Source organism: Pseudomonas sp. 13B_2.1_Bac1 (assembly GCF_025466155.1).
Classification (GTDB): Bacteria; Pseudomonadota; Gammaproteobacteria; order Pseudomonadales; family Pseudomonadaceae; genus Aquipseudomonas; species Aquipseudomonas aylmerensis.
The window spans coordinates 76,306-91,666 of the sequence record NZ_JANLOH010000058.1 but is presented as its reverse complement, the minus strand read 5'-3'; the positions used below and the strand labels follow the sequence as shown (position 1 = coordinate 91,666).

Sequence of the window (15,361 nt, the reverse complement as noted above, 5' to 3'; positions counted from 1 at the left end):
GCATCCCTGGCTAAGTGCGGCGTATCTTACACGCGTCTTTGATACAAAAGATGACGTCGATACGCCGTACCGCTAGGCGTGTTGCACAAAAGTGAGGCGCACCGCAAAACCGATCAGAAGACTGCCGAACAACCACTGCTGCATACGCTGCGCCGAGCGATTACGCGCCAGCCAATGGCCGATGCGCGCACCCGTCAGGGCATAACAACAGTCGAAGGCGAAACCGACGCTCACCAGCATCACCCCCAACCACGCAAACTGCATTGCCACTGGCCCAGCCTGCGGGTTGATGAATTGCGGCAGCAATACCGAGCAGAACAACAGCGCCTTGGGGTTGAGCAGGTTGGTGAGCAGGCCGCGTTGAAACGCCGTGCGCCAGGCATGCAGCGTTGGCGGCGTGTTCGCGTTGGCGAGGGACGGCAGCATATTCGCGCGCAAGCATTGAACCCCCAGCCATAGCAGATAGGCTGCGCCGCCCAGGCGCACCACATCGAATGTCCACGGCGCCACTTTGAACAAGGTCGCCAGGCCCATGCCTGCCAGCGCCACATGGCACGCCCGGGCAATCCCCAGCCCGATCGCCGTGGTCAGCGCGAGGGCCTTGCCCTGGCGTGCGCCGGTCTGCAGCAACAGGATCATGTCCGGCCCCGGCAACAGATACGCCACCGACAGGGCCATCAAAAACAACCAGAGTTCCGCCATGTTCCACCCCCGTATTTGGTCGACTGATTCTAGGGCGCGAGGGCGGGGCAGGTGCTTGCGTAATAAGCCAGAAAAGCGTCTAGTCTTGGCATTCTCTGCCACTGAATAAGCTACCGGCCATTCACTTATGCCAACTCTCAAACTCGATACGTTTGATCGCAAGATTCTCGAGGCCCTGCAACGCGACGGCCGCTTGAGCAACGTGCAACTGGCCGATGAAATCGGCTTGTCTGCCTCACCGTGTCTGCGGCGTGTGCGCCTGCTGGAAGAGGCCGGCGTGATTCGCGGCTACCAGGCCACGCTCGACCGCGATGAAGTGGGGCTGGGCATGATGGTATTTGTCGGGGTGAAAGTGGAGCGGCATAACGACACCGAGGCCAACGCCTTTCGCGAGGCGGTCACTGCGCTGCCTGAGGTGATCTCGGCATTCCTGGTCTCGGGCGAGTCGGACTTTCTGCTGCAGGTGGTGGTGCCGGACTTGCGTGGCTATGAGCGGTTCGTCACCGGCAGCCTGTTGAAGCTGCCGGGCGTGAGGGATATCCGCAGCAACTTCGCGATCCAGACCGTGAAAACCCCGGGGGCGTTGCCGCTCGGGCATTTGCCAGGCTAATGATTCGTAGGCGTCGGGGTGCCAGCGATGAGGCCTGCGAATTTCACGCAGTGTTCAAGACCAGTCATCGCCGGCAAGCCGGCTCCTTAGGATTTTTCAGGTCCACCAGTAGCGCACGAGGTGGAAGAAGATCGGCGCGGCAAAACATACCGAATCCAGTCGATCCAGCATGCCGCCGTGCCCTTCGATCATGTGCCCCCAGTCTTTCACGCCGCGGTCGCGCTTGATCGCCGACATCACGATGCCGCCGGCAAAGCCCAGCAGATTGATCAGCAATGCGATCAAAAACGACTGCCACGGGTTGAACGGCGTGGTCCACCACAGCGCGGCGCCGATCAGCGAGGAGAGCAAAACCCCGCCGATAAACCCTTCAACGGTCTTGGACGGCGACAGGTTGGGCGCGATCTTGTGCTTGCCGAACAGCTTGCCGCACACGTACTGCAGCACGTCCGAGAGTTGCACCACGATCACCAGGTAGGCGATCAGCAAGAGGTTGCGGCCTTCGTAGCCAGGGATGTCGAGGGTCAGCAGGGCCGGGACGAACGACACGCAGAACACCGCGATCATCAGGCCCCACTGCACCTTCGACGCACGCTCCAGGAAGTGCGTGGTGTCGCCGCCAAGCGAAGCGAGGATCGGCAGCAGCAGGAACACGTACACCGGGATGAAGATCGAGAACAGCCCGTACCAGTCCGAGTAGATCAACAGGTATTGCAGCGGCAGGGCCAGGTAGAACGCGGCCACCAGGGCCGGGTAGTCGCTGCGGCGGGTAGGCGTGAGGGTGAGGAATTCGCGCAGGGCGTAGAACGAGACCGCGTAGAACAGCAGGATCACCGCGCCGGTACCGAGCCAGAAGGCGATGCCGATCACGACCACCATCACCCACCAGGCGTTGATGCGCGCGTTGAGGTTCTCGATCACCGCATTCGGCGTGCCACGCGTGCGCAGTTTGAGGACCAGGCCGATCAGCGAGGCGAGTACCAGGATCGCGCCGATCCCGCCGAATAACATCAGGGTTTGGCTATCCATCTCAGGAATGCTCCGGGGCAAGGGCGAGCAAAGCATCGCGGGTACGGGCGAGGAACGCGGCTTTGTCTTCGCCTTCGGCCAATTGCAGCGGGGCGCCGAAGCTGGTGGTACACAGCAGAGGCAGCGGCAGCACGCGACCCTTTGGCATGACGCGGTTGAGGTTGGCGATCCACACCGGGATCAACTCGGCCTGTGGGTAACTTTTCGCCAGGTGATACAGGCCGCTTTTGAACGGCAGCAGGCCGTCTTCCAGATTGCGCGTGCCTTCGGGGAAGATGATCAACGAGTCTCCACCCTCCAGTGCATCGAGCATGGGCTGCAAGGGGTTATCCACAGGGTCCTTGCGCTCGCGGTCGATCAGCACGCCATTAAACACGCGGTTGATGATGTAACGGCGCACTGCGCTTTTGTTCCAGTAATCGCTGCCGGCTACCGGGCGCGTGAATTTGCGCAGGTTTTGCGGCAACGACGCCCACAACAGCACGAAATCGCCGTGGCTGCTGTGGTTGGCGAAGTAGATGCGCTGCACCGGCACCGGCGCGCAGCCCAGCCACAGGCTGCGGGCGCCGGTGACGGTGCGGGCCATGGAGGTAATCAGCGTGGCGACCACAGGTTCGAACATGGGGATTCCTTATCCGGCGAAGGGCAGCCAGGGGCTGGCGAGGATCACGGCGAGGGTCAGCAGCGCCTGCGCGCCCAGCAGCCAGGCTTGTTTGCGCAGCAGTTTGAGGGCGCCGCGACGGCGCTCGGTCCAGGGGCGGCCCGCGCGCTTGGCCGACTGCAGGCCAAGGGATTGCAGGGCCTGGTCGAGATCTGCGGTGCGATCGGTGTCGCGGGCGAGCAGGGCGAAGAGGTCGGCATCAAAGGCCACGCGCAGTGCCCAGTACTTTTGCAGCAGCCCGAGGATAATCATCCACAGGCTGAGCAGCAGGCAGATGGTCGAAATACTCGCCATCAGCAACTGGGCCAAGCCGAATAACACACCGACCACGGTCAGGCCTGTTGATAACTGATCCAGCGAACGACCACGGCGTAGCAGGCTGGCGACGACCTGCAGTTCCATATCAGCGGGCATGGGGCAAACCCTCCAAAGCTTTACGGTGAGCGGGGTGCAGGACTACACGGGTACGCGCTGCACGAATAATAGCCAGCGCGTCATCCACCGTGGCCGCGCGGCCGCTGTGCAGCAGCCAGGCAGCGACGGCGGTGGCGCTGCGTGAGTAGCCGAGGGCGCAGCACACCAGCAGCGGCCCGCTCTGGCGCAGACGTTCGATGGCGTGTGCGGCTTGCAGGCATTGTTCGGGTGTCGGTGCGATCAGGTCCAGCACGGGCACATTCTGATAGGCGCGGCCCTGTGGATTAATCGGCAATTCGGCGCACAGGTCGACGATGGCCTTGAACGATTCCTGCTCGCCGGTGCTGGGAATCCTGCCGAGCCAGACGTTATCCACAATCAGATCAGGCTGTGGATGTTTGCGTGTCCACAGACGTGAATTGACCCACGCGCCCGCGAGGTAAGGCGCGTACAGCCAGCGGGCGGCGGGTGTGATCCGCCCATCGGCGCGTTTCTGGAAGCCTGCAGCACCGAGCACGAAGTAATTGGCCTTGATCAGACCCAATGAAACCGCTGGCCACAGCAGCCACAACCACCCGCCGCCCAGCCCAAAGGCCAGGATGACCAACACCAGGGCGCCGAGGCCGTAGCGCGCGCCCAACCGCCAGCGCTTCGGGTCTCGCGTCAGCCGCGCATTCAATAGCGGGCTGGGGTGCTCCAGCGGCCACAGCCACACGCACAGCCAGCCGGCGAGGGCGCCTGTGGGTAAGTCGATAAAGTGGTGTTGATAAGTGGTCAGCACTGAAATCCCGATCAACGCGAACCAGCCATGCACCACCCAGCGCCAGAAGCCCTGCGTATGGCGTTGGTACATGACCCACAAGATCACCAGCAGCGCGATGTGCAGCGAGGGCGCCTGGTTGAACGGCTTGTCGAACCCCGCGAGCACGGCGAACAGCCAGCCAAACACGCCGTCCAGTTCCGGACGTTCGAAGGTGAAGCGCAGCGGCCAGATCAGGAAGCAACTCACCGCGATGACCTGCGCCGTCAACAGGCGCAGGGCATGTTGCTTGAGCTCGTGACGGCTATTGGGCAGCAACAGCGAGAAACCGTAGAGCAGGTCGATGGACCAGTAGGGCACGATGGTCCAGGCCCAGAAGGGCATATGGGTTTCCCAGTCGAACACCAGCGTGCCGACGTCGCTGCGCTGGCTGGTGACCCAGGTGGCGAAGCCATAGGTACTGAAAAACAGCGGCGCCAACAGCAGCAGCCACAGCACCGCTGGCTTTAACAGGCCGGGTTCGCGCATGTTCAGATCTTCTGTGCCAGGGACACGGTAAAGATGCCCCACTCGTCCACACGCTGGGTGATCTTGCGGAAACCGGCGGCTTCCACCAATTGGTCCATTTCCGCCTGGCTGCGGCGGCGCATCACCCAGGCCTGGCCCTGGCGATGGCTGGTCAGCGCACGGGCGATCAGTTCCAGCTGCGGGTGCCACGGCTGGCCGGTGTAGACCAGATAACCGCCAGGCTCCACGGCCTCGGCGAGACCCGCCAGTGAGCCGCCGACCATGCCGTTGTCGGCAAACAATTCATACAGCCCGGACACCACCGCCAGTGTCGGCTTGGGGTCCAGTGCCGCCAGGTCCAGTCGGTCGAATGCATCGCCTTTGACGAACTGCGCGATATCTCCCAGGCCCTTCTCGCGGATCAGGGCGCCACCGTCGCGCACGTTGATGTCGCTGTAGTCGCGCAGCAGGATCGACTCCGGCAGCGGCGACACACCCTGCAAGGCTTCCAGGATGTAGCGGCCGTGGCCGGCGGCGATGTCGACGATGCGCACTTCGCGCTGCTCATCGCGCAGCCGGATCATGGCCAGGCGCAGCAGTTCTTCGACATTCAACTTGCGCTGGCGAATGCCACGCCAGCCGATGGAGTTGAGGTAATTGGTGTCGATCATCCGCCCCAGCCCGCCCTTGCCGGTGGGCTTGTTGCGGTACACGTAATCCAGGGTACTGCCGGAGTCGAAGCCGGTGTCGAAACCGAGTTTCACCCCGTCCGACAGGTTCTTGCCCAGGCCCATGCTGGCGCGGGTCAGGCGCCAGTACAGGTCGCGCAGGGAATTGCGCGGCAGCGGCGCGGCGAGGGCTTCGGACTCGGCGCAGGTGGCACCCAGCTTGTCGGCGTCCAGCAGGCAAGCGCGGTCCAGCGGCTGGGTGAAATTCTGCAGGATAAAGCGCCGGGCACTGCTCACGGCCACCGCGCGGTCGCGTTCGCCAAGGGTGTCGTGGAAGAAACCGGGGAGGATATGCAGCTCTTTTTTCAGGCTGCCAAGGCGGTCGAAGAACTGCTGCTGGGGTTTGCGGTGCACCACAAAGTCGGAGCCGGAGATCAGCAGTTGGGTCGGTACCTGGATCGCCTGGGCATCGGCTACGACGCGGTCGGCCGCTTCGTACAGGCCAAGCAGCACATTGACCGAGATGGCCTTGGTGATCAGCGGGTCGCTGTCGTAGGACGCCACGCGTTCAGGGTCATGGCTGAGGAACTTGGCCTTGACGTAGCTGTTGACGAAAAAGTTGCCGCGAAACTTGCGCATCAGCGCCAGCCCTGGCCGTGCGAACGGCACGTACAGCTTGACCTTGAACGCCGGCGAGGCGAGCACCAGCGCGCGGATTTTCGGCGCGTAGTCATGCACCCAAGTGGCTGCGATCACCGCGCCGACGCTTTGCGCGACCACCGCGAAGTTTTCTTCCTCGATGCTGTAAGCCGCGCCGATATGCTCGCAAAAGGTCTGCACGTCACGGGCGCTGGTGGCGAAGCTCGGGCTGTCGCCGCGCGCGCCCGGTGATTGGCCGTGACCGCGGGCGTCCCAGGCGAAGAAGTCGAATTGCGGCAGGTCGAGTTCATCCACCAGGTGCGCGATGCGCCCCGAATGCTCATGACCGCGATGGAACAGCAGGATCGCCTTGCGCGGCTCATCGCCCGCAGGCGCAGTAGCCGGCCAGTGCCGGTAGAAAAGCTCGACGCCATCATGGGTACTGAAGGTGTGCTCTTGCTGTTCGCGCATCGCAAAAATCCTTATGCAATCGGTGGAGTATCTGAGTGTTCCTTGAGGCCCTGGCGTACCCGGTTGACCAGGGTGTAGGCGAGCAGGGCGGCGACCAGCCACATCACGGTGTCGACCCAGCCCGCGCCGAGCCAACCCAGTGCAACACCGGTGGCCAGTACGCCGAGGACGAAGGCCCGGTCACTCTTGCCCATCGGCCCGTCGTAGCGGCGCGACGCACCGACCATGGGCCCGAGCACGCCGGCGTATTCGCTGAATACCGCCAGCAGCGCCACCAGCAGCACCGGCGCCAGGCTCACGCCGGGGATCAGTGCGAAAGGCAGGATCAGCGCGCTGTCGGCGATGACGTCGCACAGTTCATTGAGGTAGGCGCCCAGGCGCGACTGCTGGCCAAATTCACGCGCGAGCATGCCGTCGATGGCGTTGAGGGCCATGCGCAGGATCATCCACAACGGGATCAGCGCAAACAGCCAGAGGTGTTGAGCGAAGCTGGCGATCAGCAGGCCGACCAACAGGGAAACCACGCCGGCCAGGACGGTGATCTGGTTGGCGGTGGTGCCGTTGTCGTAGAGGCGCTGCACGAGGGGGCGCAGCAGGTTTTGAAAACGCGGCTTGAGCTGATAGATCGAAATCATGGGGAGTGACGCTTCCTTGTCCGTGAGCCCGCGAAAAACTGGTTTGGAGTGTGCCGATTATTCATGGCCTGCACCAGTGATGGCGCGTGTTTATGGGGGTTTTGTCACGCTATCGAAGGCGTCGCCGGACAAATCAGCGACCGGGCCGGCTCGCGAATGCGGTGGGTAAGGGTGAACAGCGATAACTGACAGACCACCATCGTGGGCAAGCCCACTCCCGCAGGGGGTTTACCCGGGTTTCGAACAAAAATTTCACGCTGCGTGTTATATCGTAACGAATTGTGTACAACTGGGCGTTAAGTAGATGCAAGTGGATCTAGAGGCTGACGGCGCTTCGGTGGAAGGCCTGCCGCGTTTTCAGCAAGGGCTGTTCCATGCCCGTCGATTGCGCCAAGCCGGCATCAGCCTGACGGCCCTGGCCGTTGCCGGTTGGGTGCTGGCGCTGTTTGTCGCGCTGTTTGCGCCGCTGTCGATCTGGCCGGTGGTGTTGATCAACTGTGCCTCGGCGCTGCTGGTGCTGGTGGCCGGGTTGCAGTCGGCGTGGTGGGTCGCCGATTGGCGCGCCCAGGCGCTGGAAGAACCGGTGGCGGCGTTGACCGGACAGCCCGATGAGCCCGTCACCTGGCATCGAAGCCTGGCCAACCGCCTGGGCAGTGGCCTGCTGGCCCAGATCGGTGCGCCGGTGTTGTGGCTGTGCGGTTGGGCGCTGCTGGCGCTGGTGAGTGTTATCGAGTTCTGGAACCTGGCGCTGCCCGCCGCGGCGGTGGGGCAGTCGGCCAGTGTCGGTGCCGCGCTCGGCTTGGCACTGGCGTTTGGCCTGCTGGTGTTCGAGCGGCGCCTGGCTCAGGAAACCGCCACGCAATGGCCGGAAGCCGCGCAATTGGCACAGTTGAGCCGGGTGGCGATTGTTTGCCTGGTGGTCAGTGCGATCTGCCTGCTGTTTGCCGGCGCAGCGTCTGTCTGGCCGCTGCGCCTCGCCACACTGATCGGCCTGTTGCCCGCCCTGGTGGCGCTGGAGTTTCTGCTTCGGGCCGTGCTGTCGCTGTTCAGCCCGCGCCAGCCACGCCTTGAGCCGCGCTTGATGGCGCAGAGCTTTATTGCCGACCTGCTGCGCTGGCCGCCGCAACCGTTGCTCGCCTTGCAGCATGAACTGCACAACCGCTTCGGCATCGACCTGCGCCAGATCTGGGCGTTTACCTACATGCGCCGTGCATTCCTCCCGGTGCTGCTGGTGGTGCTGGCTGTCGGCTGGACACTGACCGGCGTGCATGAAGTGCCGCTGCAAGGGCGTGGGATTTATGAACGCTTTGGCAAGCCCGTCGAGGTGTTCGGGCCCGGCCTGCATGCCGGTCTACCCTGGCCGTTAGGCCGTGTCATCAACGTGGAAAATGGCGTGGTGCATGAGTTGGCCACCAGCGTCAGCGAAGCGGCTGCGCCGGAACTGGCGCCTGCCGAGGGCCCGGCGCCGTTGATCGCCAATCGGTTGTGGGACGCCAGCCATGTGAATGACAAATCCCAGGTGATCGCCAGCAGCAGCGGCGACAAGCAGAGCTTCCAGATCGTCAATATGGATGTGCGGTTTGTCTACCGCATCGGCCTCACCGACCAGGCCGCGCTGGCCGCCACCTACCACAGCGCGGACGTGCCGACCCTGATTCGCAGCACCGCCAGCCGTATCCTGGTTCACGACTTTGCCTCGCGCACCCTCGACGAATTGCTCGGCGAGCAACGCACTCGCCTCGCTGACGAAATCGGCAGCGCGGTGCAGGCGGACCTGCAAAAACTCGACAGCGGCGTGGAAATCCTCGCCACGGTCGTAGAAGCCATCCACCCACCGGCCGGTGCCGCCAATGCCTACCACGGCGTGCAAGCCGCGCAGATTGGCGCCCAGGCCCTGATCTCCCGCGAGCGCGGTGCCGCCAGCGAACAGACCAACCAGGCCTTGCTGCAAGCCAGTACTGCGCGCGACCAGGCACTGGCCAGCGCGCGTGAAGTGAATGCCGGGGCCCAGGCGGCCGACCTGCGCTTCGCCGCCGAGCAAAAGGCCTACGCCACGGCCGGCCAGGCCTTTGTGCTCGAGCAGTACCTCGGCCAACTCAGCCAGGGCCTGGCCCACGCCAAGCTGCTTATTCTGGATCACCGCCTGGGTGCCGATGGCGCGCCGACGATCGATCTGCGTTCTTTTACCTTACCGGCCGATCCTTCGGTGCCGCGTAAAGCCGTTCAATAAGGAGTCTGTCTGTTGAGCGCTCACGATCATCATCATGGCCATCACCACCACGCTCATCATGGTGATGAACACGCGGCAGGCCCGTTCCCCTGGCGGCGCATGGCCTGGGCGGTGCTGCTGGTGCTGTTTGCCGTAGCGGCGGCCAGCCTGGTGCAGGTGCGTTCCGGTGAAGCCACGGTGATTACCCGCTTCGGCAACCCGTCGCGGGTATTGCTGGAGCCGGGCCTGGGCTGGCGCTGGCCGGCGCCGTTCGAAGCGGCGATCCCGGTGGACCTGCGCCTGCGCACCACGTCCAGTGGCTTGCAGGATGTAGGCACCCGCGACGGCCTGCGCATCATCGTGCAGGCCTATGTGGCGTGGCAGGTGCAGGGCGATGCCGACAATGTGCAGCGCTTCATGCGCGCGGTGCAGAACCAGCCGGATGAAGCGGCGCGGCAGATTCGCACCTTTGTCGGCTCGGCGCTGGAGACCACGGCCGCCAGTTTTGACTTGTCGAGCCTGATCAATACGGATGCCAGCCAGGTGCGAATTGCCGATTTCGAGGCTCAGTTGCGCCAGCAGATTGATCAACAATTGCTCACTACTTATGGCGTGCGCGTGGCCCAGGTCGGCATCGAGCGGCTGACGTTGCCGTCGGTCACCCTCACCGCGACGGTCGACCGCATGCGTGCCGAACGCGAAACCATCGCGACCGAACGCACCGCCGTGGGCAAGCGTGAAGCGGCGCAGATCCGTTCCGCCGCCGAGCGCGATGCGCGCATCGTGCAAGCCGATGCCACGGTGAAAGCGGCTGACATCGAAGCACAGTCGCGCGTCGAAGCGGCGCAGATCTATGGGCGTGCCTACGCCGGCAACCCGCAGCTGTACAACTTGCTGCGCTCGCTGGATACCTTGGGCACCGTTGTGACGCCGGGTACCAGGATCATCCTGCGCACCGACGCGGCGCCGTTCCGTGCATTGGTGGACGGGCCGAAGGACGTCCAGCCATGATCGAGCGTGGCAGCCCGGACAGCCCGTGGATCCAGGCTGGGCGCCTGACCTTTCTGGCGCTGTACGCAGTGACGGTTTTGGCGGCATTGGCCTGGGCGTTTTCCAATGTGCGGCAGATCGACCCGCAGAACCGCGCCGTGGTGTTGCACTTCGGCGCGCTGGATCGCATCCAGAATGCCGGCTTGTTGCTGGCCTGGCCGCAGCCGTTCGAGCAAGTAGTGCTGTTGCCGGCGGCGGATCGCGTGATCGAGCGGCGCGTGGAGAACCTGCTGCGTTCCGACGCTGCGATCCAGGCCGACCGCGTGGCCAGTTTCGCCACCCCGTTGAGCGACGCACTGGCCGGCTCCGGCTACCTGCTGACCGGCGATGCCGGCGTGGTGCAGCTGGATGTGCGGGTGTTCTACAAAGTCACCGAGCCCTATGCGTTTGTGTTGCAGGGCGAGCATGTGCTGCCGGCGCTGGACCGCCTGGTGACCCGCAGCGCGGTGGCCCTGACCGCTGCGCGTGACTTGGACACGATCCTGGTGGCGCGCCCGGAACTGATCGGCACCGACAACGGCGCCGCGCAACGGCGCGAAAGGCTGCGTGGAGACCTGGTGCAAGGCATCAACAAGCGCCTCGCGGAGTTGACGTCCACTGGCCTGGGATTGGGCATCCAGGTCACCCGCGTCGACGTGCAATCAAGTCTGCCGGGCCCGGCGGTAAATGCTTTCAACGCCGTGCTCACCGCCAGCCAGCAGGCCGACAAAGCCGTGGCCAATGCGCGTACCGACGCGGAAAAACTCACCCAGATCGCCAACCAGGAGGCCGACCGCCTGGTGCAGGTCGCCCATGCCCAGGCCAGCGAACGCCTGGCCAATGCGCAGGCGCAGACTGCTACTGTCGCAAGCCTGGCCCAGGTGAAAGACCCCGGCTTGCTGCTGCGTTTGTACCGCGAGCGGCTGCCGAAGATTCTCGGCCAGGCCGGCGCTTTGACCACCGTCGATCCTAAAGACGACTCCCGCTTGATCATCCAGGGAGCCGAACAATGAGCGCACCCATGTTGACCTCCGCCGAGCAGCGCAGCGCCGCCCGGCAATTGACCCTGGCGATGCTCGCCCTGGGTTTGCTGGTGCTGGGCCTGGTATGGCGCTGGCTGGCGCCGGACCAGAGTGGCGTCAGTCAATTGCTGCTCGGCGTTGCGTCCTTGCTGGTCGCGGTGCCGGTAATGCGCTCGGCCTGGTACAGCCTGCGCTTCCCCAGCCTGCATGGCATCACCGACCAGTTGATCGCCCTCGCGATGATGGGGGCGTGGGCCACCGGTGACCTGCTGACCGCCGCACTGCTGCCGATCATCATGATTTTCGGGCATGTGCTGGAGGAGCGCAGTGTGATCGGCTCCCAGGAGGCGATCCACGCCCTGGGTAAACTGACGCGCAGCCATGCCCGTCGGGTGCACGCCGATGGCAGCATCCATGAGGTGGATAACGGCACGCTGAACCCCGGCGATATCGTTGAAGTGCGCGCCGGTGACCGCGTGCCGGCCGATGGCGTAGTGCTGTCGGGCCAGGCCAGCCTGGACACGGCGCCGATCACTGGTGAGTCGGTGCCGCTGGAGGCCCATGTCGGCGTCCAAGTGTTTGGTGGCGCGATCAACCTTGACGGCCTGTTGCGTTTGCAAGTGACCCGCACCGGCAATGAGTCGACGCTGGGCAAGGTCATTGCGCTGATGCAGAACGCCGAGCGTTCCAAGCCACCGATCACGCGGCTGCTGGAGCGTTACGCCGGCAGCTACATGGTGCTGGTGCTGTTGCTGGCGGCAGTGACCTGGTTTGTGACCAATGACGCCCAGGCGATGTTGGCTGTGCTGGTGGCGGCGTGCCCGTGTGCGTTGGTGTTGTCGGCCCCGGCCACGGCGATTGCCGGGATTGCCGTGGCGGCACGGCATGGGATTCTGATTCGCAGCTCGGCCTTCCTCGAAGAGTTGGCGGACCTGACCTCGCTGGTGGTCGACAAGACCGGCACCCTGACCTTTGGCACCTTGCGTTTGCAGTCCATCGAGAGTGTATTGACGGATCGCCAGGCGCTGCTCAACCTGGCGGCCAGCCTTGGCTCGGCCAGCAGCCACCCGGTCAGCCGCGCCTTGGCGGGGTTGGCGACGCCGGAGCAACGGCTGGCGCTCAGCGATATCCGCGAGCGCCAGGGCCTGGGCGTGGTGGCACAGACCGAACAGGGCGAGGCGGCGTTGGGGCGTCCGGAGTTGTTCGAGCAATTGGGTATCGTCGCGACGCCTGTTCCTGACCACGACGGCCCGATTGCCGGGCTGGCGCTGAAGGGGCAATTCGTCGCCTGGCTGTTGCTCGCCGACAGCGTCAAGCCCGAAGCCCGCCAGGCGCTGCAGGAACTGCGCGACCTCGGCCTGGGCCGCCAACTGCTGCTGACCGGCGACCGTCAGAGTGTGGCCGACAGCCTGGCGCTGGACGTGGGCATCAGTGATGTCGAAGCCCAGGCCCTGCCGGAAGACAAGCTCAACCGCGTGCTCGGCGAGATCGACAGCGGCTTTCGGCCCATGGTGGTGGGCGACGGCATCAACGATTCCCTGGCGCTCAAGGCCGGTGTGGTCGGCGTGGCCATGGGCGCGGGCGGCGCGGATATCGCGCTGGCCTCGGCGGACGTGGTGTTGATCGGCAGTGACCTGCGCCGGCTGGGCACCTGTGTGCGCTTGAGTCGCCAGTGCCGGCACACGTTGCAGGTCAACGTGATCATCGGCCTGGGCTGGACGCTGGCCATCGTGGTGTTTGCCGCCTTCGGCTGGCTGGGCGCCGCCGGGGCCATGATTGCGGCGGTGCTGCACAACCTCAGCACCTTGCTGGTACTGGGCAATGCCGGGCGTTTGCTGCGGTTTCAGGAGCCGCTGCTGAAGCTTGAGGAATAATTTCCGAATTATTTTCGTAGCGCTGTAACGCCGGCAGGGGGCCTCACTCTAGTGGTGTGTCGAGACTGAACAATCCGTTCAGACCGACTCCACTACCGATCATGAGGACTACAAAATGAACATTAAATCCGCTGCTGCCGGTGCCGCTCTCGCCATGGCCGCCGCTACGATGTTTGCCGGTGTTGCTACCCAGGTCCAAGCCGCAGACGCCTCGGTTCATTGCTATGGCGTCAACGCCTGCAAAGGCCAGAACGACTGCAAAACCAAGGACCATGCGTGCAAAGGCCAGGGTTCTTGCAAAGGCCAGGGCTTCCTCTCCATGAGCAAGGCCATGTGCGACCAGAAAGGCGGCACCGTCGGCGAGTAACCGGCAACCGAGTGCAACCGCAGCGGCTGCCTCCCACCGCTGCGGACACTTTTACCTTGGAGTGTCCTATGCCCACTTCTCTTGCGAGCCTCGGTTACGGCCTGGGCTTACGCAGCGAGTACTACCAGCAGATCCTCGAACAATCGCCGCCGGTGGATTGGTTCGAAGTGATCTCCGAAAATTACCTGGTGCAGGGCGGCAAAGCGCTGTACTACCTGGACGCAATCGCCGAGCGTTATCCGCTGGTGATGCACGGCGTGTCCCTGTCCATCGGCGGGCCGCATGCCCTTGATACTGATTACCTGAAGCAGCTCCACGCTCTCGCCGAACGCATCCAGCCGGCGTGGATTTCCGATCATCTGTGCTGGAGCCGCGGCAGCGCGCACCAGCTGCATGACCTGCTGCCGTTGCCCTACACCGAAGAAAGCCTTTATCACGTGGCCGCCCGCGTGCGGCAGGTGCAGGATGTTCTGCAGCGCCCGCTGGTGCTGGAAAACGTCTCCAGCTATGTGCGCTCGAAGGCTGATGAATTTACCGAGTGGGAATTCCTCAACGCGCTGACGCACTTGTCGGGGTGCCAATTGCTGCTGGACGTCAACAACGTCTACGTCAGCTCGCGCAACCACGGGTTCGACGCCTGGACCTTCATCCGCAACCTGCCGCCTGCGAGCATTCGCCAACTGCACCTGGCCGGGCATATGGACTACGGCGATTATGTCGTCGATACCCATGACCAACCGGTATGTGATCCGGTGTGGGCGCTGTACCAGCAGACGTTGGAGCACCTGGGGCCGGTCTCGACGCTGTTGGAGCGCGATGATCATTTCCCGCCGTTCGACGTGTTGCTCACCGAGTTGGACAAGGCTCGCGCGTTGGGTGCTACCGCCCTGGCCCGGAGATCGTTATGCGCCTGACCGATTGGCAGCTGGCGTTTGAACAGCATGTGTTATCTGAAGCCCCGCTGGCCAACAGCAGCTTTGCCGCCACTTTGCTGGGTGGGCCGACGCTGGACGTGGACACGGGCCTGGCGATTTATCACAACGCCTACCTGTCACGACTGCAGGACGTGTTGCGGCATGACTTCGGCGCCATCCGATATTGGCTTGGGGACGATGAGTTCGCCGCGCTGACCGAGGCCTACGTGCGGCGTTATCCGTCGGCCCATTACAGTTTGCGTTGGCTGGGCGAGCGGTTCCCGGCGTTTATCCTCGAACACCTGGTGGCCGAACAGAGTGCGCCGCTGGCCGAGCTGGCGCGCTTGGAATGGGCATTCACCCTCGCATTCGATGCGCCATCAGGGCAGCCGCTGACCCTCGACGATATGGCATCGTTGCCGCCTGAAGCCTGGCCGGCGCTGCAGGTCAGTCTGGCGCCCTCGGTGCAGCAGTTGCTCTGCCACTTCAATACGCTGGCGCTCTGGCGGGCCAGCAAGGAGGAGTCCGCCTTCCCGCCCAGCCAGGCGTTGGCGTTGGCGCACATCTGCCTGGTGTGGCGTCATCAGAATGTGTGCCATTACCGCAGCCTGGAGCCGGCAGAAGTCTGCGCGCTGGCCGGTATGGTGACCACCGGCTGGAATTTTTCAGAACTGTGCGAGCAGCTGCAGGTCACTTATGCAGAGGGAGCCCCATTGCAAGCGGTCACGTGGCTTAAACAGTGGATCCAGGACGGTTTGCTCGAGCGCCGAGCTCCATAGAAGAACGCTATCAAATCGATAGCCTCCTACTTTGTCTTCGGATGGTCTACCCTCACACCAGACGTCTGAAA

Annotated in this window: 15 protein-coding genes; 8 read left to right on the top strand and 7 right to left on the bottom strand. The window is 63.9% G+C overall.

Annotated elements, in window-relative coordinates:
• Positions 1-72: 72 nt before the first annotated feature.
• On the bottom strand, positions 73-702 hold the full coding sequence (locus NTD80_RS15890; RefSeq protein WP_065902661.1) for a LysE family translocator: 630 nt from the start codon (positions 700-702) through the stop codon (positions 73-75).
• Positions 703-829: 127 nt separating this feature from the next.
• On the opposite strand from NTD80_RS15890, the gene NTD80_RS15885 reads away from it, so the two are divergent.
• Positions 830-1,312, top strand: a complete 483-nt coding sequence (locus tag NTD80_RS15885) for an Lrp/AsnC family transcriptional regulator (protein ID WP_065902660.1) — start codon at positions 830-832, stop codon at positions 1,310-1,312.
• 96 nt (positions 1,313-1,408) lie between these two features.
• On the opposite strand, the gene NTD80_RS15880 is transcribed toward NTD80_RS15885, so the two are convergent.
• The 6 genes from NTD80_RS15880 to NTD80_RS15855 are packed head-to-tail and all read right to left on the bottom strand — an operon-like array spanning position 1,409 to position 7,096.
• Positions 1,409-2,341, bottom strand: a complete 933-nt coding sequence (locus tag NTD80_RS15880; protein ID WP_065902659.1) for a phosphatidate cytidylyltransferase — start codon at positions 2,339-2,341, stop codon at positions 1,409-1,411.
• A gap of 1 nt (position 2,342) precedes the next feature.
• A complete protein-coding gene (locus NTD80_RS15875; RefSeq protein WP_065902657.1) occupies positions 2,343-2,963 on the bottom strand; it encodes a lysophospholipid acyltransferase family protein in 621 nt (206 codons plus the stop codon).
• Between the two features lie 9 nt (positions 2,964-2,972).
• Positions 2,973-3,416 (bottom strand): hypothetical protein, encoded by a 444-nt coding sequence (locus tag NTD80_RS15870; protein WP_106805586.1) that lies wholly within the window; start codon positions 3,414-3,416, stop codon positions 2,973-2,975.
• Positions 3,406-4,704 carry a phosphatase PAP2/dual specificity phosphatase family protein gene (locus tag NTD80_RS15865; protein WP_262134251.1) on the bottom strand — a complete coding sequence of 433 codons (1,299 nt, stop codon included), beginning with the start codon at positions 4,702-4,704 and terminating at the stop codon, positions 3,406-3,408. The genes NTD80_RS15870 and NTD80_RS15865 overlap by 11 nt, the downstream gene beginning before the upstream one ends.
• A 2-nt stretch (positions 4,705-4,706) precedes the next feature.
• Positions 4,707-6,461 (bottom strand): bifunctional alpha/beta hydrolase/class I SAM-dependent methyltransferase, encoded by a 1,755-nt coding sequence (locus NTD80_RS15860; protein WP_106805588.1) that lies wholly within the window; start codon positions 6,459-6,461, stop codon positions 4,707-4,709.
• An 11-nt stretch (positions 6,462-6,472) separates the two neighbouring features.
• Positions 6,473-7,096: a CDP-alcohol phosphatidyltransferase family protein gene (locus tag NTD80_RS15855; RefSeq protein ID WP_106805589.1), complete on the bottom strand. Its 624-nt coding sequence runs from the start codon at positions 7,094-7,096 to the stop codon at positions 6,473-6,475.
• Between the two features lie 304 nt (positions 7,097-7,400).
• On the opposite strand from NTD80_RS15855, the gene hflK (NTD80_RS15850) reads away from it, so the two are divergent.
• From hflK (NTD80_RS15850) to NTD80_RS15820, 7 genes are all read left to right on the top strand, one after another.
• The gene (gene hflK, locus NTD80_RS15850; protein WP_262134250.1) at positions 7,401-9,326 is read left to right on the top strand and encodes a protease modulator HflK; all 1,926 of its coding nucleotides are present in this window, start codon (positions 7,401-7,403) and stop codon (positions 9,324-9,326) included.
• 12 nt (positions 9,327-9,338) lie between these two features.
• On the top strand, positions 9,339-10,316 hold the full coding sequence (gene hflC / locus NTD80_RS15845; RefSeq protein ID WP_262134249.1) for a protease modulator HflC: 978 nt from the start codon (positions 9,339-9,341) through the stop codon (positions 10,314-10,316).
• On the top strand, positions 10,313-11,347 hold the full coding sequence (hflK, locus tag NTD80_RS15840; protein ID WP_262134248.1) for a protease modulator HflK: 1,035 nt from the start codon (positions 10,313-10,315) through the stop codon (positions 11,345-11,347). Before hflC ends, hflK (NTD80_RS15840) begins: the two co-directional genes overlap by 4 nt.
• Positions 11,344-13,230, top strand: coding sequence for a heavy metal translocating P-type ATPase (locus tag NTD80_RS15835; protein ID WP_262134247.1), 1,887 nt, complete (start codon positions 11,344-11,346; stop codon positions 13,228-13,230). Before hflK (NTD80_RS15840) ends, NTD80_RS15835 begins: the two co-directional genes overlap by 4 nt.
• Before the next feature lie 115 nt (positions 13,231-13,345).
• Positions 13,346-13,597: a hypothetical protein gene (locus NTD80_RS15830; protein WP_065902641.1), complete on the top strand. Its 252-nt coding sequence runs from the start codon at positions 13,346-13,348 to the stop codon at positions 13,595-13,597.
• A 68-nt stretch (positions 13,598-13,665) separates the two neighbouring features.
• Complete coding sequence (locus NTD80_RS15825; RefSeq protein ID WP_065902639.1) at positions 13,666-14,511, top strand: DUF692 domain-containing protein; 846 nt, start codon at positions 13,666-13,668, stop codon at positions 14,509-14,511.
• Entirely contained in the window at positions 14,502-15,290 is a 789-nt protein-coding gene (locus NTD80_RS15820) for a DNA-binding domain-containing protein (RefSeq protein ID WP_262134246.1), read from the top strand. The genes NTD80_RS15825 and NTD80_RS15820 overlap by 10 nt, the downstream gene beginning before the upstream one ends.
• Positions 15,291-15,361: the final 71 nt, after the last annotated feature.